Origin of the sequence: Streptomyces sp. NPDC101181 (assembly GCF_044767975.1) — a bacterium.
Classification (GTDB): domain Bacteria; phylum Actinomycetota; class Actinomycetes; order Streptomycetales; family Streptomycetaceae; genus Streptomyces.
The window spans coordinates 163,173-185,847 of record NZ_JBIWOX010000013.1 but is presented as its reverse complement, the minus strand read 5'-3'; the positions used below and the strand labels follow the sequence as shown (position 1 = coordinate 185,847).

Genomic DNA, 22,675 nt, shown 5'->3' with positions numbered 1-22,675 from the left:
CGGGCATGACCAGCACGGGAGTCTCAGGCAAACGGTCATGAACGGGCCCAGGGGATTCGGTGAAACGGCTGGTCGAAGCAGGGTGAGTGCTTGTAGAAACGACACACGAGCCCGAACGGACAGTGGGCTCCGCCCGACCGGGCCCAGCTGCGATCAGGGAAGTGCGCCGTGGACACCGAGGAACGCCGTCGGGGAATTCTGGACACAGCCCGACGGGACGGGTCGGTCGGGGTGAACGCCCTCGCGGACCTGTTCCAGGTGGCCAGGGAGACCGTTCGCCGGGATCTGCACGTACTGGAGGAACACGGTCTCGTCCGCCGGACCCACGGTGGCGCCTATCCGGTGGAGTCGGCGGGCTTCGAGACGACGCTGGCCGTCCGCACCACCCGTAACGTCCCGCAGAAGTCGCGGATCGCGGCGGCCGCCGCCGATCTGCTCGGCGACGCCGAGACCGTCTTCGTCGACGAGGGCTTCACCCCGCAGCTCGTCGCCGAGGCGCTGCCCAAGGACCGGCCGCTGACCGTGGTCACCGCCTCGCTGGCCGTCGCCACCTGCCTGGCCGGGCTGGAGAAGACCTCGGTACTCCTGCTGGGCGGCCGGGTGCGCGGTTCGACCATGGCGACCGTCGACCACTGGGCCGGCCGGATGCTCTCCGAGTTCGTCATCGACCTGGCGTATCTCGGGGCCAACGGCATCTCCCGCGAATACGGCCTGACCACCCCGGACCCCGCTGTCGCCGAGGTCAAGGCCCAGGCGCTGCGCAGCTCGCGGCGCCGGGTCTTCGCGGGCATCCACAGCAAGTTCGGGGCGGTGAGCTTCTGCCGGTTCGCCGGTGTCGGCGACTTCGAGGCGATCGTCACCGACGCCGGGCTCTCCTCGGCCGAGGCCCAGCGCTACTCCCTCCTCGGCCCTCAGGTCATCCGCGTCTGACCGGTGTCCCGCGCGCGCCGCCCCTGTCCGGCGACGTGCTCCGGCGCCGCCCCCGACGTACCCGTTCCGCACCGCTCGACCCCGCTCTCCGCCCAGGCACGGTCCGTCGTGCCCGCAACGCCCGATCACCGAGCCGCTACGACTGATCAGGAGTCCCCCATGCCCCACCCACGACGACGACGTCGTAGGCCACCTCTGACCGGCCGGGCCTGCGCCGCGGCCGCCGCTCTCGCCCTGCTGGCCACCGGCTGTGCCGGGGCAGGCGGAACCGCCTTCGGGGGTGGTGACGCGTTGAACGTGCTGATGGTGAACAACCCGCAGATGGTCGAGTTGCAGAAGCTCACGGCGAAGAACTTCACGGCGAAGACCGGCATCAAGGTCCACTTCACCGTGCTCCCCGAGAACGATGTGCGGGACAAGATCAGTCAGGACTTCTCCAACCAGGCCGGTCAGTACGACATCGCCACCATCAGCAACTTCGAGCTGCCGTTCTTCGCGAAGAACGGCTGGCTGCACTCCCTGGACGACTACGCGGACGCCGACACCGGCTTCGACCAGGAGGACATCCTCAAGCCGCTGCGGGAGTCGCTGACCGCGGAGGACGGCAAGCTCTACGCCCAGCCGTTCTACGGCGAGTCGTCCTTCCTCATGTACCGCAAGGACGTCTTCGAGAAGCAGGGCCTGACGATGCCCGCGAAGCCCACCTGGCAGGAGGTGGCGAAGCTCGCCGAGCAGACGGACGGCTCGGAGCGCGGCATGAAGGGCATCTGTCTGCGCGGGCTGCCCGGCTGGGGCGAGGTGATCGCCCCGCTCACCACGGTGGTGAACACCATGGGCGGCACCTGGTTCACCGAGGACTGGAAGCCCCGGCTCACCGCACCGGAGTTCAAGAAGGCGACCAAGTTCTACGTGGACCTGGTGCGCGAGCACGGCGAACTCGGCGCCCCGCAGTCCGGGTACGCCGAGTGCCTGAACAACATGACCCAGGGCAAGACCGCCATGTGGTACGACGCCACGGCGGGCGCCGGGTCGCTGGAGGCCAAGGGCTCCCCGGTGAAGGGCAAGATCGGGTACGTCCCCGCGCCCGTCGAGGAGACCAGGAGTTCCGGGTGGCTCTACACCTGGGCGTGGGGCCTCCAGAAGGCGTCCAAGAAGTCCGACGACGCCTGGAAGTTCGTCTCCTGGGCCTCCAGCAAGGAGTACGAGGAGCTGGTGGGCGCGACGAGCGGCTGGTCCAACGTGCCCGCGGGCAAGCGCGCTTCCACCTACGCCAACCCCGACTACCGCGCGGAGGCGGGCGCGTTCGCGGACGTGACCGAGCGCGCCATCTCCGAGGCCGACCCGAAGAACCCCGGCACCCAGCCCCGCCCGACCGCGGGCATCCAGTTCGTCGGCGTACCGGAGTTCACCGATCTGGGCACCAAGGTGGCCCAGGAGATCAGCGCCGCCATCGCGGGCCGCCAGTCGGTGGACGCCGCGCTCGCCACCTCGCAGAAGCTGGCCGAGAAGGTCGCGGAGGAGTACCGATGACCGTTACCGCGACCAGGGAGACAGCAGCCCCGCCCGCCCCGGCGACGAAGGCCGGGCGCGGCGAGCGCAAGCGTGCCTGGCTCACCCGGGCCCCGCTGCTTCCCGCCCTCGTCTTCCTCATCGTCGTCACCCAGTTGCCCTTCGTGGCGACGCTGGTGATATCCCTCTTCGACTGGAACTCCCTCAAGCCGGAGAAGCGCCACTTCACCGGCTTCTCCAACTACGCCTCGGTCTTCACCGACGCGTCCCTGCGCGAGTCCGTCCTGACCACGGTCGTGCTGACGGTGTCGGTGGTGCTCGTCAGCGTCATGCTCGGTCTGGTCTTCGCGCTGCTGCTCGACCGCACCTTCTTCGGCCGGGGCTTCGTCCGTACGCTGCTGATCACGCCCTTCCTGCTGGTGCCGGTCTCCGCCGCGCTGCTGTGGAAGCACGCGCTCTACAACCCGGAGTACGGGCTCTTCAACGGAGCGCTGACCTGGTTCGGCGACCTGTTCGGCATCGAGTCGATCGCCCAGCCGGAGTGGACGTCCGAGATGCCGCTGATCGCGATCGAGGCGGCGCTCGTGTGGCAGTGGACGCCGTTCATGATGCTGATCCTGCTGGCCGGACTCCAGAGCCGGCCCGCCGAGATGATCGAGGCCGCGCGGCTGGACGGGGCCGGGCCCTGGCAGATCTTCCGGTACCTGACCCTGCCGCATCTGCGCCGCTACCTCGAACTGGGCATCCTGCTGGGCTCGGTGTACATCGTGCAGAACTTCGACGCCGTGTTCACCATCACCTCCGGCGGCCTCGGCACCGCCAACCTCCCGTACACCGTCTACGAGACCTTCTACCGCGCCCATGAGTACGGGCTCGCGTCGGCCGCCGGTGTGGTCGTGGTGATCGGCACGATCATCATCGCCACCTTCGCGCTGCGGGTGGTCTCGTCGCTCTTCCGTGAGGAGGCGAGCCGCGCATGAGCGCCTCGACCGTGACGTCCGCTTCGGACAACTCCCTTTCCCGAAAAGCCCGTCGGCGTTCGGCGGCACTCGGGGTGGCCGCCTGGGCGGTGGGCATCGGATTCTGCCTGCCCGCCCTGTGGATGGTCCTGACGTCCTTCCACGCCGAGGCCGACGCGGCGACCAACCCGCCGTCGGTGGCGGCCGCGTTGACGCTCGACGGCTACCGGACGTTCTTCGGCGGCGGGGGCGGCCCCACGCCGTGGCCCCCGCTGGTGAACTCGCTGGCGGCCTCGTTCTTCTCCACCGTGCTGGTGCTGCTCCTGGCGCTGCCCGCCGCGTACGCGCTGTCGATCCGGCGGGTGCGCAAGTGGACCGACGTGATGTTCTTCTTCCTGTCCACGAAGATGCTGCCGGTGGTCGCCGGGCTGCTGCCGGTGTACCTGTTCGCGAGGAACACCGGTCTGCTGGACAACATCTGGCTGCTCGTCCTGCTCTACACCTCGATGAACCTGCCGATCGCGGTCTGGATGATGCAGTCCTTCCTCGCGGACGTGCCCGTCTCCATCATCGAGGCGGCGCAGGTCGACGGAGCCCGGCTGCCGACGGTGCTGCGCCGGGTCGTCGCCCCGGTGGCCGGTCCCGGTATCGCCGCCACCGCCCTGATCTGTTTCATCTTCAGCTGGAACGAGCTGTTGTTCGCACGGGTGCTGACCGGTGTCGTCGCCGGTACCGCGCCCGTCCACCTGACCACCTTCGTCACCAGCCAGGGGCTCTTCCTCGCCCAGCTGTGCGCGGCGTCCGTGGTCGTGTCCCTGCCGGTGCTGATCGCCGGTTACGCCGCCCAGGACAAACTCGTCCAGGGCCTCTCCCTGGGAGCCGTCAAATGAGGGCAGCCATCGTCGAAGCCGTCGGCAAGGTCTCCGTGACCACCGTCCCGGACCCCACGCCGGGCCCCCGCGACGTGGTGGTCAAGGTGGCGTCCTGCGGGCTGTGCGGCACCGATCTCCACATCCTCCAGGGCGAGTTCGCGCCGACCCTGCCGATCGTGCCCGGTCATGAGTTCGCCGGGGAGGTCGTCGGCCTCGGCGCCGACGTCACCGAGCTGGCTGTGGGCGACAAGGTGGCCGTGGACCCCTCGCTGCACTGTCACGAGTGCCGCTACTGCCGTTCGGGGCGGGGCAACCTCTGCGACAACTGGGCCGCGATCGGGGTCACGGTGCCGGGGGGCGCGGCCGAGTACGCGGTGGCGCCCGTCGCCAACTGCGTCAAGCTCCCGGAGCACGTGGACGTGCGGGACGCGGCGCTGATCGAGCCGCTGTCGTGCGCGGTGCGCGGCTACGACGTGCTCCAGGGCAATCTGGGCGCGGAGGTGCTGATCTACGGCTCCGGCACCATGGGCCTGATGATGCTGGAGCTGGCCAAGCGCACCGGCGCCGCGTCGGTCGACGTGCTGGACGTCAACCCGCAGCGCCTGGCCACCGCCGCGGCCCTGGGCTGCACCGGCTCGGCGGCTCGCGCCGAGGAGCTGGACCGCCCGCGCGGCTGGGACGTGGTCATCGACGCCACGGGCAACGCCGCGGCCATCCAGGACGGGCTGGGGCGGGTCGCCAAGGGCGGCACGTTCCTCCAGTTCGGGGTCTCCGACTACGCGACCACGGCGGTGATCGAGCCGTACAAGATCTACAACCAGGAGATCACCATCACCGGTTCGATGGCGGTCCTGCACAGCTACGAGCGGGCCGCGGCGCTGTTCGCGAGCGGAGTGCTGGACGCCTCGGTGTTCATCAGCGACCGGCTGCCGCTGGAGCAGTACCCGCAGGCGATCGAGCGTTTCCAGGCGGGCATCGGCCGCAAGATCGTGGTGGAGCCGTGACGGCCGCCCCGCCGCCCGCTGCACCGGACCCCGGTCCGGTGCTGGTGGTCGGTGAGGCCCTGGTGGACCTGGTGCCGGTCGACGGCGATCCCGGGGTCCGGGCCGCTCAGCCGGGCGGCGCGCCCGCCAATGTGGCGGTGGGCCTGGCCCGGCTGGGCGGGCGGCCGTCCTTCGTGGGCGGGATCGGCGACGACGCCTTCGGGTCGATGATCGAGGAGTGGCTGACGGGCGCGGGCGTGGACCTCTCCCTCGCCGGCCGTCCGGCACTGCCCACCGCCCTCGCGGTGGCCGACCCGAGCGACTCCGGGAACAGCTACCATTTCCATCTGCGGGACACCGCGACCTTCGACCTGCCCGACCGCACCGCGGAGGCGCCGCGCTTCGGGGCGGTGTACGTGGGCGGCCTCGCCGCGGTCGTGGAGCCCGCCGCCCGGATCGTCGCCGCCACCGCGCGGGCCGCCGCCGGGGACGGGCTGCTGGCGGTCGACCCGAACGTGCGCGAGGACCGCACGCTCGACCCCGTACGGGGCCTGGACCGGCTGCGGGAGCTGTGCGCCCTGGCCCAGGTGGTCAAGGCCAGCGACGAGGACCTGGTCCGCTTGTGGCCGGACGCGGAGCCGGAAGCCAGCTGCCGCAGGCTCGCCGGGCAGGGGCGGCTGGTGGTGCTGACCCGGGGCGCGCGCGGGGCCGTCGCCTACGCCCACGGCGCGCCGGAGGTGGCGGTGGAGGCCCGCCCGGTGCGGGTGGTGAACACGATCGGCGCGGGCGACGCGTTCATGGCCGGGATGCTGACCTGGCTCGGCGCGGTGGCGGGATGGCGCACCACGCTGACGGCCGGGGAGGCGCGGTCGATGCTGGAGTACGCGACCGGAACCGCCGCGTCGGTCTGCGCGCGGGCGGGGACGGAACCCACGGCCCCGCTTCCGGTGTGATCCGGTGTGAGAAGCCCGTTCACCGGGCATCAGCACCGTGACCCGAGTTCCCGAAGGCCCTTCCCCCGGCCCGCGGAAACCGCCCGGCCCCATCCGGCTCTCCCGCCGGGTGGGGCCGCGGCGCGTCCGGGGACCGTCGCGGTGCCGGGCGGCCGCGGTGGCGCCGCGCAGGGGCGGGCGGTCGTCGTGGAGCCGTGTCCGGGCTGCCGGGTCCGTGGGCGGACAGCACGCCGCCCCGGGGCCGGGGCTCTGGTGGCACCGGCCCCGGGGCGGGGCGTCCGGCTCAGTTCCGGTGGCTCAGCACTGGGGGCGCTTGCCGTGGTTCGCGCCGTTCTTACGGCGGGCCTTCTTCTTCCGACGTCGCTTCGAGGACATCGAACCCTCCTTCTCTGCTCTGTTCCGTGCGGACCGTGCACCGGGCGGCGAAGCCCGGCGATCATCGGCCTCCTGCCCAGGGACACCGTGGCAAACACCTGGCAGGTGCCGCAACCGGTGACACGGCGCACACAGGTCCGGTCCGGGCCGTCCCCCGGGCGGTTCGACGGGGCGTCGGCCAAGGCGCGGCGGTTCAGGGGCGGTGGCGCAGCGGGTGGTCCGCCGGAACCTCGACCACGGCGATCCGCACCCCGTCGGGGTCGGCGATCCACATCTCGATCAGCCCCCAGGGTTCCCGCAGGGGCGGCCGCAGCACCTCGACGCCCTTCGCCCGCACCTCCTCGTGGGCGGCCTCGGCATCCTCGACCTGGAGCCAGAGCCGTAGGTGAGGGGACGGCGAGTCCTCGCCGCGCCCGGAGAGCTCCAGGAATCCGCCGCCCAGGAAGTACACCGTGCCGCGCTCGGGCCCGGTGCCGAACTCGCGGTGGACGGCGAGGCCCAGGGCCTGGCCGTAGAAGGCGCGCGAACGCTCGGGGTCGGTGGGGCGGAGCAGAATCCTGCTGCCCAGTACGTGCACCATGCCCCGAGCGTACGCCGTGCGCCGTCGGTCAGTTGGTCAGCTCGTCGATGAGGTCGTCGGTGCAGCGGTCCTCCGCCGCCTGCCCGCTGGAGCGGTCCACGCACCGCTCGTAGTCCTTGAACTCCTGGGAGTCGAGCACGTTGACCACCCACACCAGGAGGACCACGGAAGCGATGAGCCCGAGCGCCCCCAGCACGCCGCCGATGATCGCCATCACCTTGCGCGGGGCGCGGCCCTGTCGGGCGCGGAGTGCGCCGATGATCCCGAAGACGACGGCGAGCAGGCCGAAGAGCAGCCCTCCGGCGACGGTCCAGAAGAACACGCAGGCGAGGAGACCGAGGATGAGGGCGGCGAGCGCAAGACCGTTCTTGGGGGCGGGCCCTTGGTCGTTGTAGGGGTCCGGCCCGGGGGAAGGCGGGCCGGAGTACGAGGGGTCCGGGTACGAGGGAAGGGACATCTGGTGGGCGCTCCTGTTCTCCTGGGTCCCGTGCGTCTGCCCGCCGCTCCGGACGCCATGCGCCCTCAAGGTCACGCTCGGACAACTAAACGCGAAGGCCGGCCGCCGCCCTGCGGAGCTCCGCCGACAGGTGGTGCCGGAGCGGCTGTCCGACCGCGGCGAGATCGTGGACGAAGCTGAGATGGCCCCCCTCGGTGAGGGCGTAGCGGCGGCGGGTGGCGTCGACCGGCTTGGCGGTGGGGGCGAGGGCGACCTGGTGGGTGGTCAGGTCGACCGCCCCGTCGTGGGCGTGGCCGGTGCAGAGCTCCGCGATGCCGGTGGGCTGGGTGATCAGCGCCTCCACCCGCCCCTCCGGCTGCAACCGCCACCATCCGCTCTCCCGGGCGGACGGCCGCACGGGCTGCCCGTCCGGACCGATCAGCCAGGCCCGCGCCTCGTACGCGAGGAAAGGACGCCCGTCGTGGCTGAAGGTGACCTCCTGGGCGTAGGTGAACTCCTCGTCCAGGGTCGGATAGCCGCCGCTCCCCCGGCCCGTCCAGGTCCCGAGGTATCCGAGGACGGGGGCGAGCAGGGGATGCGGGGCCGGGGAGCCGTCGGGGCCGGTGGCGTCGGGGAAGGGGAGGCGAGGGTCGGGGTCGTGCATGGGGTGTGCGCTCCTGGTTCGGCGGGCGGCGGTCGGTGTCACCGGTGACGCGGGCCGAGGAGCCGTCCGGCCGGACCCTCCGCCTGAAGGAGGCAGGGGAGGAGGCTCCGTTCGGTGCCCGCCGCTCCCTCCTGGTAACCCGCCGCGCCGTACGCGGCGGGCTCGTCGGCGCGGGAGACGGCGGCGGCCCTGAACGCTCCTGTCGCCGCCCGGACTCTCCCGGCCTCGACAGGGCGTGGCCCGCGGACAGCGGGTCGCCCGGGTCACGGTAGTCGCCTGCGGCCAGGGACAGGACGGTGACCGCTTCGACGTACTCCCCCGTCCCCGGGCCGGGGCACTCCCCCCGCACGTGCGCCAGCCCTGGGCGGCGCCTACGTCAACCGGCCTGCGAGGCCGCGCCGTCCGGGGTCACAGCCCGAATTCGCTGAGCCGGGCCTCGTAGCGGATGGTGAGGTCCTCCTGCGCTCCCTGCCCGTCGACCGGGTCCTCCCAGAGGGCCTCCAGCTCGGCCCGGACGGAGTCCGGCAGCGCCTCGTACCGCTCGCTCCAGGTGTCGGAGCCGGGTATCCAGTAGCCGACGACCTTGAAGCGGTCCGCCGGGAGGCCCAGCTCGCGGCGGAGGTAACGGCGCACGGTCCGCAGCGCGTTGGTCTGTCCGGCGACCCAGACGTAGCCGCCCGCCAGGTCCGTGCCGGGCGGCACCGCGGCGGCCACCAGCTCGGCGATGCGACTCGGTCCGTGGCCGTTCCCGCCGTAGGTCCAGGTCACCTTGGAGCCGGGCAGCTCGGGCAGCGGCACCACGGCCGACGGGTCGGGCACCTCGATGACCACCCGGGTCCGGACGCCCGCGGGGGCGCTCTCCAGCAACCGGGCGGCGGCGGGCAGGGCCGTCTGGTCGGCGACCAGCACCTGCCAGGAGAGATCGGCGGGCGGACTGTAGAGCCCGGTCGGGTCGTTGAGGCCGACCACGTCCCCGGGCCCCGCCTCGGCGGCCCAGGTGGCGGCGATCCCGCCCTCGTGCAGCACGAAGTCGATGTCGACCTCGCCCGCCTCGGGGCGGACCGCCCGGATCGTGTAGGTGCGCATCGGGGCGACGGGCTGTCCCTCCGGGGTCTCCCAGCCACCCTTGTCGGTCGTCCGGGGCAGCGAGACGTCGGTCCGGTCGGGGCCGTGCGGCAGGAAGATCCGCACGTACTCGTCGCCGGTGCCGGTGGTCCGGAAGCCCGCCAGGCCGTCCCCGTGGAAGGTGACGCGGACCATGCTCGCGGAGAGCGGCCGCACCCGGGCGACGACGGCTCGGTGGATCGTCATGGACACTGCCCCTTCGAACGCGTGGTCGGCCGGATCGCCTCGCCCGCCGACAGGAGCGCCGCACGGACTTAGGTCAGCCTAACCTCTCCGTGGCGGCGCTACGAGACCGCGCTCCCCCTGGGTTCCCAGAACGCATCAACCGCGCACCGGCCGGGACCGGACCGGTCCGGGGACGTCACGCCGGACGCCGCCCTCGCGGCTCATGGTCGCGAAGGCGGCGTCGGTTCGGTCGTCGCGGGTGCCCCGGACCGGGTCGGTGCTCCCGTGTCCCGCCCGCGTACGGGGTACCGGTCAGGCCTCGGTGAGCGCCTTGTCGATCTGGCGGACGAAGTCCTCCAGGTCGCCCGGGTTCCGGGAGGTGATCAGCGGCCAGCCGGAAGCGTCGTCACGGACCACCGACTGGTCCACCCAGGTGCCGCCCGCGTTGGTGAGGTCGGTGCGCAGCGAGGGGTACGAGGTCAGCGTCTTGCCCCGGACGTAGCCGCCCTCCACGAGCGCCCACGGACCGTGGCAGATCGCGGCCACCGGCCTGCCGGAGGCGGCGAACGAGCTGACGATGCGGGTCGTGGCCTCCTCCAGCCGCAGCGAGTCGGCGTTCAGCGTGCCGCCGGGGATGAGCAGGAGGTCGTACGCGGCGGGGTCGACGTCCGCGAGGGTGAGGTCGGGCCGCACGCTCTCGCCGGGATCGCGGTCGCCGACGAGGGTGCGGATCTCGTCGTCGGAGACCGCCGCCACGTCGACCCGCGCCCCGCGCTCGCGCAGGTGGTTCACGGGGACGGTCAGTTCGTCCTGCTCGACGCCGTAGTTGGTGACGACGGCCAGAATCCTGCGGCCGTCCAGCTCGGTGGTGGTCATGGACTGCTCCTCTCCTCGGATGCCTCTGTGGATACGGGTATGTCTTCGGGTTCTCCGGTGCCTGCGCCCCTCCCGTTCATCTGCTCTTCCTGTTCCTCTGCCGCCCTTGCTCCTCCGGCTCTTCCGGCCTTTCGCCCGGGCCGCCTGCCGTCCGCCGCTGGTGCGGGGCGTCAGCCCGCCGTGATGCGCACGCACTCCGCCACGGTGTCCCGCAGGCTTCCGGTGCGCGCCAGGATCTCGCGCTGGACCTGGGCACCGTTCCCCCGCCGCTCCACGAGAGCGAGAGCCTTCTGCGCGTCCGCCAGGTCTCCGGCGTCCTCCAAGGCGTCCCGCACGTGGTCCAGCAGGTCCCGCAGTACGTCGCGGGCGGGTTCCGGGCGCAGGGTACGGGGGTGGACGAGCCGGTCCCCGAGCCCCGCCCTCGCCGCCTGCCAGGACGCGACGCGCAACAGGGCCGTGCTGGTGTCGGGGGCCGGTTCCCCGGCCCGCCACTGCCGGGCCGCCGTCTCCACCAGGCCCCGGACGAGCGTTGCCAGCAGCACCGTGTCGGCCGGGTCCAGACAGACGTCGGCGACCCTGACCTCCACTGTGGGGTAGCGGTGCGAGAGGCGCGCGTCGAAGTAGACCATCCCCTCGTCCCGCAGCACCCCGGTGCTGACGAGCTCCTTCACCTGCGCCTGGTACCGCTCGGCGCTGCCGAGCACGTCCACGGGCCCGGCCGACGGCCAGCGGCCCCACACCCGGCTGCGGTAGCTGGCGTACTTGCTGTCCTGGCCCTGCCAGAAGGGCGAGTTGCCGCTGAGGGCCAGCAGCACCGGGAGCCAGCCACGGACCCGGTCGAGGACGGCGACACCCTCCTCGTCCGACTCCACCGACACATGGATGTGGCAGCCGCAGGTCAGCTGCTCCTGGGCGGTCAGCCCGAAGTGCTCGGCCATCCACTGGTACCGCTCCCCCATGCCGATCGTGGGGCTGACCGGCAGGGGGGAGGTCGCCAGGGCGGCGACGGAGGTCCCGGCGTCGGCGGCGTGCCGCAGGGCCTCGGTGCGCCAGCGGCGGACCGACTCGGCGACCTCATCCATGGTGGCGCACGGGTGCGTGGCGAACTCCACTTGCTGACTGTGCAGTTCGGGCTCGAAGGCGGATTCTCCCTCGGCGTGCTTCTCGGCTATGGCCAGTACGGCGGAGGACAGGGCGCGCGGTTCCCCGCTCGCGGCGTCGACCAGCAGCAGTTCTTCCTCGACACCGACGGTGCGCGGCATGGCGGTCTCTCCCCGGCGGTCAGGCGGACAGGACAGAGTCGTCCTCGGGCCGCGCGCCCGGGAGCCGGTGCCGGGCCATGACCAGCGCGCTCTCCACGTCCCTCGTGCCCGTCGACACGCACAGCGTGTAGGCGATGTCGTCCATGCGCTGCCGGGCCTCGTGGCTTCCGCTGTCCGCGTGCAGGACACGGAGCGTCTCGTACTGGTCGAGCAGGTTGCGCAGCACGGTGGGGTGAGCCATCAGCATGCGAGGTCCTTCCGGCAGGCGTGGAGGCGACGGGCGGCGCCCGGGGCACCGCGCCGAGTACCCGCACCCGGGCGGTCCACACCCCTCGGTGCGCGGCCCGGGGCGGAAGACTGGTTCGGGCGGCAGCGGGTACTCAGCGTGGCGTAACCAGTCACACCGGGCCGTATGTGAAGGAGTTCTCATGACCGACCGCAGGCCGGAAGGCACCGCCTACACCGGAGCTTCCGGAAGCAAGCCGCCGGTACCGGCGGACATGCCGGACCAGCAGGCCCGGGACGGGGAGGATCCGCTGGACATACCGGTGCCGGACCGGGTGGCCCGTGAGGCCGACGAGCCGGACCCGGACGAGGCGGGCTCGGGCCGCGGCGCGCCGCTCAACGCGGGCGCCCACCCCGAGAGCCATCCGGCCCCGCACGAGTCACCCGGCTAGGGCCTGTCCCGAGCTCCTGGGGTGTGCCGGGCTCCCCGCGTACGCCGGTGTGCCCCGCACCCACCGGGCTCGGCCGGTCCGAAAACGCCCTCGGCCCCGGAGAGCGTCGCGCTCCGGGGCCGAGGGACGGACCGTCGGGATCAGGCGGCGGTGATGTTCTCCGCCTGCGGGCCCTTCTGGCCCTGGGTGATGTCGAAGGTCACCGCCTGGCCTTCCTGAAGCTCACGGAAGCCGGAGGAGTTGATGTTGGAGTAGTGGGCGAAGACGTCGGGGCCGCCGCCGTCCTGCGCGATGAAGCCGAAGCCCTTTTCGGAGTTGAACCACTTCACGGTTCCGCTGGCCATGCCTGTACCTCTCATGCGGTAAACGGATCCGCACCGCGCGGACCCGGAGGTGATCGCCCTGGTTCTCAGGCACTGCACAGCAAAACGCCCGCGCCAGGCGCGGGCAGGTACTGCGAACCACGACATCTGACGGCGACGCTACACGGCGGAATGACTCCTCACCAGAGAGCAACGCCATTTCGCTGACGATCAGTGTCACCGTCACCGGGCCGCACCCCCGCGGTCACATCCCGTCCTCGACGGGGAAGCGGGCGAGGCGTTCGCGGACCGGCCCGCTCAGTCGCTCGTCCCACCGCTCCCGCTCGGCGACGGGGACGAACCCCTTCCGCATCCGGTTCACCCCGTCGGTAATGAGCTGCTTCCCCGGGCAGGTTGCCCACCGTGCGGGCGCACGAACGGAAGGGCAGTCCGCCGGGGGCGACGGCTCCCTGGGTGCTACTGGATGAACCGGGGCAGCCACCGTGCCTGGTAGTCGGGGTGCCCCGCGTACTCGGCGGCCAGTTGCCGTACGGCGAAGCCGAGGCCCACCGCGCGGCCGGAGGGGAAGTCGTCGGCGGGGCGGTCGGTGTCCAGGCCGGCCACCTCGACGTACTCACCGAGCAGCACCCGGTTCGTCTCGATGCGCTCCAGGACCCGCGCGGGGTTCTGGAGGGCGATGTGCTGGTCGAAGCCCCGGCCCCGCACGGTGAACGCCACCCCGCCGGTGCGGTCGTGGACCTCGCCCGGCACGTCGGCCGGGCACCGCCACCGGTCCCCTCCGGCACCCAGGGCCACTTGCTCCTCGTCGGCCAGGCGGGCCCGGACAAAGGCCACCATGTCTGCGTTGCCGTTGCCCATCGTGATGATGCTCCCTCGCGCTGCCGGATCTCCGCACTCGATACGGGGAGCATTCTGATGGATGACCGGCACGCGGGACGATCCGCCTCCGGCCGGTTCACCCCGCCGTGTCGCCACCGCCGCTCGCCGCCTGGCCGGCGAGGAGCCGGTGCAGGGGTTCGGTCGTCCGGCGGCGGTATTCCTGCACCGCCCAGCCGTTGCCGTCCGGGTCGGTGAAGTACATGAAGGTCGCGCCGTCCTCGTCGGTGTAGCGCTGGGGTTCGGACACCTCGACGCCCCGGCCGACGAGTTCGGCGTAGGCGGCGTCGATGTCGGTCACGCACAGCTGGAGCCCGTGGTACGTGCCCGGCTGCGGGGTGCCCGTCGGGTTGGGTACGCCGTCGGTGAGGGCGATCGAGCAGCCGGAGCCGCGCGGGGTGAGCTGCACGACGCGGGCGCCGGGCATCACCTCCGCGTCGATGTCGACGTGGAAGCCGAGCTTGTCCCGGTAGAAGTCGCGGGCCCGGTCGACGTCGGTGACGGGAAGCACGATCACTTCGAGGGTCCAGTCCATGGTTCAGCTCCCTTTCGCAGGTCGGCCGGGATCCTGGGCGGACCCGCGAACGGGCTGCCCGTCCTCCTCGGCATCCTGTCCCCCGGCGTCGTCCCCGCCACCGGCGACCGGGACGGCGCCGCCCTGGAGGCGGGCCAGGTCCGTGGGCCGGACCTGGATGACCAGCAGGGCGATCAGGGCCGCGACGACGGCGAAGCAGGCCGCGACGACGAAGGCGCTGGACACGCCCGAGCTGAGAACCTGATCGCCCCAGGGTGCGGGCAGTTCACCGGTCCTGCTGAACTCCAGCCGCTGGGCCGGGGTGGCCTCCCGAAGGAATCGCGGCACCTGATCGGTGGCCTCATGACGGCTGGCTGTGCCGAACATCGTCACCAGGATCGACAGGCCGAGGGACCCGCCGACCTGCTGGGTGGCGTTGAGGATGCCGGACGCGGCGCCCGCCTCCCTGGGGGCGACGCCCGAGACGGCCATCAGGGTCAGCGACACGAACTGCATGCCCATCCCGAAGCCGAAGACCAGCATCGGGCCGAGGATGGAGCCGAGATAGCTGCTGTGGACATCTGTTTGGGTGAGCCAGCCGAGGCCGAGGGCCGCGAGCAGCGCGCCGGTCACCATGAAGGGTTTGGGCCCCCATTTCGGCAGCAGCTGGGAAGCGATGCCCGCGCTGACCGCGATGACGGCGCTCACCGGCAGGAAGGCGAGACCGGCCCGCAGCGGGGTGAAGTCGAGGACGTTCTGCACGAAGAGGGTCAGGAAGAAGAACATCCCGAACATCGCCGCGGCCAGGCTGAGCATCATGCCGTAGACCCCGGCGCGGTTGCGGTCGCGGAACATCCACAGGGGGGTGATGGGCTGCCGGGAGCCGCGTTCGATGGTGATGAAGGCGGCCAGGCAGACCACGGCGGCGGCGAAGGAGCCGAGCGTCAGCCCGTCGCTCCAGCCGTCCTCGGAGGCCCGGATGAAGCCGTAGACGAGCAGGACCATCCCCGCCGTGGAGGTCAGGGCGCCCGCGACGTCGAAGTGGCCGGGGCGTCGTTCGGACTCGGGGATGTAGCGGGGCGTGGCGACGGCGATGAGCAGCCCGATGGGGACGTTGACGAACAGCACCCAGCGCCAGTCGAGCCACTCCACGAGCATGCCGCCCGCCAGCAGGCCGATCGCGCTGCCGCCCGCCGAGACCGCGGCGAACACCCCGAAGGCGCGGTTGCGGTCGGGGCCCTCTCGGAAGGTGGTGGTGATCAGCGACAGGGCGGTGGGCGAGGCGATCGCGCCGCCGACGCCCTGGAGGGAGCGGGACGCCAGGAGTTGCCAGGACTCCTGGGACAGTCCGCCGAGCAGCGAGGCGAAGACGAAGAGCAGCACACCGAAGATGAAGACCCTGCGGCGGCCGAGGATGTCGCCGAGGCGTCCGCCGAGGAGCAGCAGGCCCCCGAAGGTCAGCGTGTAGGCGTTGACCACCCAGGAGAGGTTCTCGGTGGAGAAGCCGAGGTCCTTCTGCATGTGCGGAAGCGCGATGTTCACGATGGTGATGTCGAGCACCACCATCAGCTGGCACGAGGCGATGACCAGCAGCGCCATGGCGCTGCCCCGGTTCGTTCCGGAGGTCGTCGCGGGGTGCGCGGGTGTCGGTCGGGAGCCCGTCATACGAGGGCCGCCTCTCGTGCCGGGGCCAGTGCGCCGCGAGGGCGTCGGATGGTCTCCACCGGTCGGGTGAACGGTGAACGCGGGCGTTCACCCGATCGACGTTATGACGGAACCCGGGGACCCGCCAATCGATCACTCGCCCCTCTCCGCGGGGCCCCTCGGAGAGGGGACTCGGGCGGAGGGCGCGGACCGCCGTGCGGAAGCGGGCACGGCCCGGTGGGACGTCCGGTGACCGAGAGGCGAACCGCTGCCCTCGTCCGCCCCGGACATGACGACCCGGTCTCGGGCGTGGTCTGAACAAGCTTGCCGTTCCAGCCTTGTGACCTTGCGTCAGATTCTCACGGACGCGAACGGGATCCTGCGAGGACCGTTGACAAATCAGAAACCTGCCAGAAATCTATGAACCGCTGAACGCAAAAAATTGACTTGCACACTCAAATGTCCAGCCACCCCACGCGAGCAGAGGACACCATGAGAGGGAAAAGACGCATCGCACGATCGATCACCGGCCTGCTGATAGCCGGGCTGGTCTCCGTCGGGCTCCTGCCCCCGGCCGCCGCGGGCGCGGCCGAGCCCACCGATCTGGCGCGCGGCAGGACCGTCACCGTCAGCGGGTCGCACGGCGGCTTCCCCGCCGCGGGTGCCAATGACGGAGCCATCACCAGCTACTGGGAGTCCAACGGCCTCCCCGCCACCCTGACGGTGCCGCTCGGCGCCGACGCGGACCTCAGTTCCGTGGTGGTCAAGCTCAACCCGGACCCCGTCTGGGCGACCCGGACCCAGGACATCCAGGTGCTCGGCCGGACCCAGGGCGGCACCGCGTTCACCTCACTGCGCGCCCGCGCCGGTTACGTCTTCGACCCGGCCGCCAACCGCAACACCGTGACCATCCCGGTGGAGGGCCGGGTCGCGGACCTGCGTCTCCAGTTCTCCGCCAACACCGGCGCTCCCGGCGCCCAGGTCGCCGAGATCCAGGTCCTCGGGACCCCGGCGCCCAACCCCGACCTGACCGTGAGCGCCCTGTCCTGGAGCCCCTCGTCCCCGTCCGAGAAGGACGACATCACCGTCGGGGGCACCGTACGCAACAGCGGCTCGGCCGCCTCGCCCGCGACGACCGTCAACGTCAGCCTGGGCGGCACGGTCGTGGGCACCGCCCCGGTCGGCGCGCTGGCGGCCGGGGCGTCGGCCCCGTTCTCGGTGAAGGCCGGCAAGCGGCCGCAGGGGTCCTACCCCGTCTCGGCGCTCGTGGACCCCACCGACACGGTCATCGAGACCGACGACACCAACAACAGCCGCACCACCGCGACCCCGCTGGTGGTCGGGCAGAGCCCCGGACCGGATCTGGAGGTCCGCTCCATCACCTCCAGCCCGGCCAACCCGGCCGTCGGCGCGGCGGTCACCTTCACCGTCGCGGTGCACAACCGCGGCACCAGCCCGGTGAGCGCGGGCACCGTCACCCGGCTGACCGTGGGGTCGACCACGCTGAACGGCACCGCCCCGGCCATCGCGGCGGGCGCGACCGCCAACGTCACGATCGGCGGCAGCTGGACGGCGGCGAGCGGCGGAGCCACGCTGACCGCCACCGCGGACGCCACGGGGCTGGTCGCCGAGACCAACGAGAACAACAACAGCTTCGCCCGCTCCATCGTGGTGGGGCGTGGCGCCGCCGTACCGTACACGGAGCTGGAAGCGGAGGCCGCCGCCTATCGCGGCACCCTGCTGAAGGCGGACGCCGAACGCACCTTCGGCCACACCAACTTCGCCACCGAGTCCTCGGGCCGGGAGTCGGTACGGCTCAACACCACGGGCGACTACGTGGAGTTCACCTCGACCTCGGCGTCGAACTCGATCGTGGTGCGCAACTCCGTCCCGGACGCCCCGGGCGGCGGCGGACGCGAGGCGACCATCAGCCTGTACGCGGACGGGACGTTCGTCCGCAAGCTCGACCTGTCCTCCAAGCACAGCTGGCTCTACGGCAGCACCGACAGCCCCGAAGGGCTCACCAACACCCCCGGTGGCGACGCGCGGCGGCTCTTCGACGAGTCCCACGCCCTGCTCGCGCGGAGCTACCCGGCGGGCACGAAGTTCCGCCTCCAGCGGGACGCGAGCGACAACGCCGCCTTCCACATCATCGACCTGATCGATCTGGAGCAGGTCGCGCCGCCCTCCGCGCAGCCCGCGGGCTGCGTCTCCATCACGACGTACGGCGCGGTCCCCAACGACGGGATCGACGACACGGCGGCCATCCAGCGCGCGGTGACGGCCAATCAGGAAGGCGCCATCGACTGTGTCTGGATCCCGGCGGGCCAGTGGCGCCAGGAGCAGAAGATCCTCACCGACGACCCGCTGGACCGGGGTCAGTGGAACCAGGTGGGCATCCGGGACGTCACGGTGCGGGGCGCGGGCATGTGGCACTCCCAGCTCTACACGCTCACCCCGCCGCACGAGGCGGGCGGCATCAACCACCCGCACGAGGGCAACTTCGGCTTCGACATCGACCACAACACGCAGATCTCCGGCATCGCCATCTTCGGCTCCGGCACCATCCGGGGCGGCGACGGCAACCACGAGGGCGGCGTCGCGCTCAACGGCCGCTTCGGCAAGGGCACCAAGATCAGCGACGTGTGGATCGAGCACGCCAACGTCGGCGTCTGGGCGGGCCGGGACTACGACAACATCCAGGCCCTGTGGAATCCGGGCGACGGCGTCGAGTTCACCGGGATGCGTATCCGCAACACCTACGCCGACGGCATCAACTTCGCCAACGGCACCCGCAACTCGACGGTGTACAACTCCTCCTTCCGCAACACCGGTGACGACGCCCTCGCGGTCTGGTCCAGCAAGTACGTCAAGGACCAGTCCGTCGACATCGGCCACGACAACAGCTTCCGCAACAACACCATCCAGCTGCCGTGGCGGGCCAACGGCATCGCGGTCTACGGGGGTTACGGCAACCGCATCGAGAACAACATCATCGCCGACACCATGAACTACCCGGGGATCATGCTGGCGACCGACCACGACCCGCTGCCGTTCTCCGGTCAGACGCTGATCGCGAACAACGCGCTGCACCGCACCGGCGGGGCATTCTGGAACGAGGACCAGGAGTTCGGCGCGATCACCCTGTTCCCGCAGAACCTGCCCATCCCCGGGGTGACCATCCGCGACACCGACATCCTCGACTCGACCTACGACGGCATCCAGTTCAAGACGGGTGGCGGTCTCATGCCCGACGTGAAGATCACGAACGTCCGGATCGACAAGTCCAACAACGGCTCCGGCATCCTCGCCATGGGCGGCGCACGCGGCAACGCGACGCTCACCGGCGTGAGCATCACCAACTCGCGCGACGGCCATGTGCTGATCGAGCCCGGCTCGCAGTTCACGATCACCGGCAGCCCGAGCGGTGTACAGGCGCGGCGGTAGACCCCGCGACCGGTTCCCGGGCCGGCGGTTCGCCGTCGGCCCGGGAACACCCGTGTATCCGAGGCGAATTGGTGAGGTGATGCCTCTGGGAAGTCCATGACCCCGGGGCTACCCTCCGCGCATGATTCCCACGGTTGTCTGGGGTACCGGCAACGTCGGCCGCGCGGCGATCCGCGCGGTCGCGGCCCATCCGGCGCTGGCGCTCACCGCCGTCCTCGTCCACAACCCCGCCAAGGCGGGCCGCGACGCGGGTGAACTGGCCGGGCTGGGAGGCCCGCTCGGGGTGGCGGCGAGCGACGACATCACCGCCGTCCTGGCCGCCCGGCCGGGGGCGGTGGTCTACGCGGCGTCCGGCGACATCCGCCCCGACGACGCCCTCGCCGACATCGGCAGGGCGATCCGGGCGGGAGCGGTGGTCGTCACGCCCTCCCTCTATCCGCTCTACGACCAGCGCAACGCCCCTCCCGAACTGCGCGACCCCCTCCTGGCCGCGGTCGCGGAGGGCGGCGGCTCCCTGTTCGTCTCCGGTGTCGACCCCGGCTGGGGCAACGACGTGCTGCCGCTGCTGGTCAGCGGGCTGGGCACCGAGGTGGACGTCATCCGCTGCCAGGAAATCTTCGACTACTCCACCTATGAGCAGGAGGAGTCGGTCCGCCATCTGATCGGCATGGGGCACCCGCTGGACTACCAGCCGCTGATGCTGGCGGAGGGTGTCCCCACCATGGCGTGGGGCGGCCAGATCCGTCTGATGGCACGGGCCCTGGACGTCGAACTCGACGAGATCCGCGAGACGCTGGACCGGCGGGCGCTCAAGAAGACGGTGACCACCCGCACGATGGGCGACTTCGCCGCGGGCACCCAGGGGGCCGTACGGTTCGAGGTGCAGGGCATCGTCGGCGGTGAGCCGCGCATCGTGATCGAGCACATCACGCGTATCCACGCCTCCTGCGCCCCGGACTGGCCCTCCCCGCCCGACGGGGTGGGCGCGCACCGGGTGGTGATCGAGGGCCGCCCCCGGATCGAGGTGACGGTCGAGGCGTCCGACGAGGGCGAGAACCGGTCGGCGGGCGGGAACGCCACCGCGGTGGGCCGGCTCGTCACGGCCATCGACTGGCTGGTGGAGGCGGAACCCGGGCTGTACGACGCACTCGACGTCCCGCTGCGGCCCGCGGTCGGCAGGCTGGGGAGGAGACCGGCATGATCATCGACGTCCCGGAGGGCCAGGAGCCCATCGGCTACGTGTGGGGGGAGATGGTCCCCGGCATCGGCAGGGCCGCGGCCGCCTTCTCGATGTCCGTCTACGAGCACACGACGCTCGGGCTGCGGGAGTTCGAGGCCGCCCGGCTGCGGGTCGCCCAGCTCAACGGCTGTCTGTTCTGCCTGGACTGGCGGACCGAGCGGGACGGGGCGAAGGTCGAGGAGGAGTTCGCCGAAGCGGTGACGCGGTGGCGTACGACCGAGGCCTTCGACGAGCGGACCCGGCTCGCGGCCGAGTACGCCGAGCGGTACACGCTGGACCACCACGGTCTGGACGAGGCCTTCTGGGCGCGGATGGCGGCGCACTACAGCCAGGCGGAGATCGTGGAGCTGAGCATGAGCATCGGCTCGTGGCTGGCCTTCGGGCGGCTCAACCACGTGCTGGGGATCGACGCGGTGTGCGCTCTGCCAGGTCACTGAGGGAGCCGGTCACTGACGGAGTCCGGGGCCGCCGGGTTGGCACTCCCGGCCCCGGGCTCTTCGCCCGCCGCGTCCGCTACAGGTCGGTGGCGATGATCCGCTCGATGTTGCGTTCGGCCAGCGCGGTGATGGTGACGAAGGGGTTCACGCTGGTGTTGCCGGGGATGAGCGCGCCGTCGATGACGTACAGGCCCGGGTAGCCGTGCAGGCGGCCGTGGTTGTCCGTGGCCTTGTCCAGGACCGCGCCGCCCAGCGGGTGGTAGGTGAGGTGGTCGCCCCAGATCTTGTAGGTGCCGAACAGGTCCGTGCGGTAGATCGTTCCCTCCTTGCGGTTGATCTTGTCGAAGATGGTCTTCGCCGCGTCGATGGACGGCTGCTTCCAGTCCGTCCGCCAGTCCAGTTCGGCCCGGCCCGCCACCGCGTTCCAGCTGAACCGGGCGCGGTGCGGGTTCCTGGTGATGGACAGGTAGAACGAGGCGTACGTCTCGATGCCGGTGGGCAGCGGGGCGATCTCGACGAAGGCGCCGCCCGCGTCCCAGTTGTCGATACCGCCGGTGGGGATGGAGGCCTGGACCTTCCCGGTGGGGTCCCACAGGTGGTTGGCGCGGCCGCACATGACGTTGCCGTTGTCGCCCCAGCCGTTGCCGACCTCGTTGCTGAGGAGGGGCAGTGCGCCGGTGGCCCGGAGGGCGACCAGCAGCTTGGAGGTGCCCACGCTGCCCGCGGCGAAGAAGACCTTGTCCGCGGTGACGGACTTGGTGACCGTGGTCCGGCCGCCGGTGTCCAGCTGGTCGATGAGCACGGTGTAGCCGCCGCCGGGGGCCGGAGCGACCGAGGTGACCTGGTGGAGCGGGGAGATGGTGACCCGCCCGGTGGCTCTGATGCGCTGGATGTAGGTCTTCTGGAGCGACTTCTTGCCGTGGTTGTTGCCGTAGAGGATCTCCCCGTCGAGGGCGGAACTCGGTACGGTCCCGGCCGCCTCCTGCTCCATGTAGTCCCAGTCGTACACGGCCGGTACGAAGAGGAACGGGAAGCCGGAGCGCCGGGCGTGCTTCCGGCCGACCCGCCCGTACTGGTAGCAGTCGACGGTGTCGAACCAGGCGGGGTCGATGGTGGTGACGCCCAGCGCGCTGTTGGCGCGCGGGTAGTAGGTGGCGTACATCTCCGCGGCGTTCACCGTGGGGAGGACGGAGGCGAAGTGCTCCCGCCTGGGGGTGACGGCCATGCCGCCGTTGACCAGCGACCCTCCGCCGACGCCCCGGCCCTGGTAGACCGTGATGCCGCTGAACTCCTCGGCGTCGAGGATGCCGGTGTAGCGGTTGACGTTCTTGTCGATGGGGAAGCCGAGGAAGTTGCTCAGCGGCTGTTTGGTCCGGGTCCGCAGCCAGAAGGAGCGGTCGTCGGGCCGGGTGGTGTTGGCGAAGATCTTGCCGTCCGCGCCCGGGGTGTCCCAGGCCATGCCCATCTCGATCATGTGGACGTCGACGCCGGCCTCGGCGAGCCGGAGCGCGGCGACCGATCCGCCGTATCCGGTGCCGATGACGAGCGCCGATACGCGTGCCCCCGAGCCGATCGGCGCCGCCGCCGGGCGGACGTCCGCCCAGGCCGACGTGGTGTGCCCGGCGATCGCCGCGGCACCAAGAAGAGAACCTGTTCTTGTGATGAATTTTCGGCGCGAGACACCCTTGGCCCCGCTCTTGTGCATGGCAAGGTCAGCCATGTGACGTACCTCACTCTCGACAGAGTGAAACAGGTTCTACTGTCAATTGTGTGGTAAGTCACGAGAAACCTGGGGGTAACTTCCGGTGCACGCGACGGCGCGGCGCCG

Annotated in this window: 23 protein-coding genes; 10 read left to right on the top strand and 13 right to left on the bottom strand. The window is 71.3% G+C overall.

Features of this window, described 5'->3' with window-relative positions; all coding sequences use genetic code 11:
• Positions 1 to 168: 168 nt before the first annotated feature.
• From ACIRRU_RS20595 to ACIRRU_RS20570, 6 genes are all read left to right on the top strand, one after another.
• Complete coding sequence (locus ACIRRU_RS20595) at positions 169 to 930, top strand: DeoR/GlpR family DNA-binding transcription regulator (protein ID WP_363204024.1); 762 nt, start codon at positions 169 to 171, stop codon at positions 928 to 930.
• A 159-nt stretch (positions 931 to 1,089) separates the two neighbouring features.
• A complete protein-coding gene (locus ACIRRU_RS20590) occupies positions 1,090 to 2,460 on the top strand; it encodes an ABC transporter substrate-binding protein (protein WP_403682478.1) in 1,371 nt (456 codons plus the stop codon).
• The gene (locus tag ACIRRU_RS20585; RefSeq protein WP_403682476.1) at positions 2,457 to 3,419 is read left to right on the top strand and encodes a carbohydrate ABC transporter permease; all 963 of its coding nucleotides are present in this window, start codon (positions 2,457 to 2,459) and stop codon (positions 3,417 to 3,419) included. The genes ACIRRU_RS20590 and ACIRRU_RS20585 overlap by 4 nt, the downstream gene beginning before the upstream one ends.
• Positions 3,416 to 4,288: a carbohydrate ABC transporter permease gene (locus tag ACIRRU_RS20580; RefSeq protein WP_403682474.1), complete on the top strand. Its 873-nt coding sequence runs from the start codon at positions 3,416 to 3,418 to the stop codon at positions 4,286 to 4,288. Before ACIRRU_RS20585 ends, ACIRRU_RS20580 begins: the two co-directional genes overlap by 4 nt.
• Complete coding sequence (locus ACIRRU_RS20575) at positions 4,285 to 5,274, top strand: zinc-dependent alcohol dehydrogenase family protein (protein WP_403682472.1); 990 nt, start codon at positions 4,285 to 4,287, stop codon at positions 5,272 to 5,274. The genes ACIRRU_RS20580 and ACIRRU_RS20575 overlap by 4 nt, the downstream gene beginning before the upstream one ends.
• Positions 5,271 to 6,206: a carbohydrate kinase gene (locus ACIRRU_RS20570; RefSeq protein ID WP_403682470.1), complete on the top strand. Its 936-nt coding sequence runs from the start codon at positions 5,271 to 5,273 to the stop codon at positions 6,204 to 6,206. Before ACIRRU_RS20575 ends, ACIRRU_RS20570 begins: the two co-directional genes overlap by 4 nt.
• A gap of 297 nt (positions 6,207 to 6,503) precedes the next feature.
• On the opposite strand, the gene ACIRRU_RS20565 is transcribed toward ACIRRU_RS20570, so the two are convergent.
• From ACIRRU_RS20565 to ACIRRU_RS20530, 8 genes are all read right to left on the bottom strand, one after another.
• A complete protein-coding gene (locus ACIRRU_RS20565) occupies positions 6,504 to 6,581 on the bottom strand; it encodes a 50S ribosomal protein bL37 (protein ID WP_373558710.1) in 78 nt (25 codons plus the stop codon).
• 193 nt (positions 6,582 to 6,774) lie between these two features.
• A complete protein-coding gene (locus ACIRRU_RS20560; RefSeq protein ID WP_403682467.1) occupies positions 6,775 to 7,161 on the bottom strand; it encodes a VOC family protein in 387 nt (128 codons plus the stop codon).
• Between the two features lie 28 nt (positions 7,162 to 7,189).
• Entirely contained in the window at positions 7,190 to 7,618 is a 429-nt protein-coding gene (locus tag ACIRRU_RS20555) for a DUF4190 domain-containing protein (RefSeq protein WP_403682465.1), read from the bottom strand.
• An 85-nt stretch (positions 7,619 to 7,703) separates the two neighbouring features.
• A complete protein-coding gene (locus ACIRRU_RS20550; RefSeq protein ID WP_403682463.1) occupies positions 7,704 to 8,261 on the bottom strand; it encodes an FABP family protein in 558 nt (185 codons plus the stop codon).
• A gap of 408 nt (positions 8,262 to 8,669) precedes the next feature.
• A complete protein-coding gene (locus tag ACIRRU_RS20545) occupies positions 8,670 to 9,572 on the bottom strand; it encodes a siderophore-interacting protein (RefSeq protein WP_403682461.1) in 903 nt (300 codons plus the stop codon).
• Positions 9,573 to 9,863: 291 nt separating this feature from the next.
• Positions 9,864 to 10,427, bottom strand: coding sequence for a type 1 glutamine amidotransferase domain-containing protein (locus ACIRRU_RS20540; protein ID WP_403682459.1), 564 nt, complete (start codon positions 10,425 to 10,427; stop codon positions 9,864 to 9,866).
• A 170-nt stretch (positions 10,428 to 10,597) separates the two neighbouring features.
• Positions 10,598 to 11,689, bottom strand: coding sequence for a glutamate--cysteine ligase (locus tag ACIRRU_RS20535; protein ID WP_403682457.1), 1,092 nt, complete (start codon positions 11,687 to 11,689; stop codon positions 10,598 to 10,600).
• 19 nt (positions 11,690 to 11,708) lie between these two features.
• Positions 11,709 to 11,936 (bottom strand): DUF5133 domain-containing protein, encoded by a 228-nt coding sequence (locus tag ACIRRU_RS20530; RefSeq protein WP_363204012.1) that lies wholly within the window; start codon positions 11,934 to 11,936, stop codon positions 11,709 to 11,711.
• Between the two features lie 181 nt (positions 11,937 to 12,117).
• On the opposite strand from ACIRRU_RS20530, the gene ACIRRU_RS20525 reads away from it, so the two are divergent.
• The gene (locus ACIRRU_RS20525) at positions 12,118 to 12,366 is read left to right on the top strand and encodes a hypothetical protein (protein ID WP_403682455.1); all 249 of its coding nucleotides are present in this window, start codon (positions 12,118 to 12,120) and stop codon (positions 12,364 to 12,366) included.
• Between the two features lie 140 nt (positions 12,367 to 12,506).
• Here ACIRRU_RS20525 and ACIRRU_RS20520 read toward each other — a convergent pair whose 3' ends face one another.
• From ACIRRU_RS20520 to ACIRRU_RS20505, 4 genes are all read right to left on the bottom strand, one after another.
• Positions 12,507 to 12,710 (bottom strand): cold-shock protein, encoded by a 204-nt coding sequence (locus tag ACIRRU_RS20520; RefSeq protein ID WP_363063445.1) that lies wholly within the window; start codon positions 12,708 to 12,710, stop codon positions 12,507 to 12,509.
• A gap of 435 nt (positions 12,711 to 13,145) precedes the next feature.
• Entirely contained in the window at positions 13,146 to 13,547 is a 402-nt protein-coding gene (locus ACIRRU_RS20515; protein ID WP_403682452.1) for a DUF6221 family protein, read from the bottom strand.
• Positions 13,548 to 13,644: 97 nt separating this feature from the next.
• On the bottom strand, positions 13,645 to 14,100 hold the full coding sequence (locus ACIRRU_RS20510; RefSeq protein ID WP_403682449.1) for a VOC family protein: 456 nt from the start codon (positions 14,098 to 14,100) through the stop codon (positions 13,645 to 13,647).
• Between the two features lie 3 nt (positions 14,101 to 14,103).
• Positions 14,104 to 15,744, bottom strand: a complete 1,641-nt coding sequence (locus tag ACIRRU_RS20505) for an MFS transporter (RefSeq protein ID WP_403682445.1) — start codon at positions 15,742 to 15,744, stop codon at positions 14,104 to 14,106.
• Positions 15,745 to 16,215: 471 nt separating this feature from the next.
• Here ACIRRU_RS20505 and ACIRRU_RS20500 point away from each other — a divergent pair, with 471 nt between their 5' ends.
• The 3 genes from ACIRRU_RS20500 to ACIRRU_RS20490 all read left to right on the top strand — a co-directional run bounded on the left by ACIRRU_RS20500 (position 16,216) and on the right by ACIRRU_RS20490 (position 20,847).
• The gene (locus tag ACIRRU_RS20500; RefSeq protein WP_403682442.1) at positions 16,216 to 19,170 is read left to right on the top strand and encodes a CARDB domain-containing protein; all 2,955 of its coding nucleotides are present in this window, start codon (positions 16,216 to 16,218) and stop codon (positions 19,168 to 19,170) included.
• A gap of 121 nt (positions 19,171 to 19,291) precedes the next feature.
• Entirely contained in the window at positions 19,292 to 20,371 is a 1,080-nt protein-coding gene (locus tag ACIRRU_RS20495; protein WP_403682439.1) for a dihydrodipicolinate reductase, read from the top strand.
• Complete coding sequence (locus ACIRRU_RS20490) at positions 20,368 to 20,847, top strand: carboxymuconolactone decarboxylase family protein (RefSeq protein WP_403682438.1); 480 nt, start codon at positions 20,368 to 20,370, stop codon at positions 20,845 to 20,847. Before ACIRRU_RS20495 ends, ACIRRU_RS20490 begins: the two co-directional genes overlap by 4 nt.
• 76 nt (positions 20,848 to 20,923) lie before the next feature.
• On the opposite strand, the gene ACIRRU_RS20485 is transcribed toward ACIRRU_RS20490, so the two are convergent.
• Positions 20,924 to 22,567 (bottom strand): GMC oxidoreductase, encoded by a 1,644-nt coding sequence (locus ACIRRU_RS20485; protein WP_403682436.1) that lies wholly within the window; start codon positions 22,565 to 22,567, stop codon positions 20,924 to 20,926.
• Between the last annotated feature and the right edge of the window lie 108 nt (positions 22,568 to 22,675).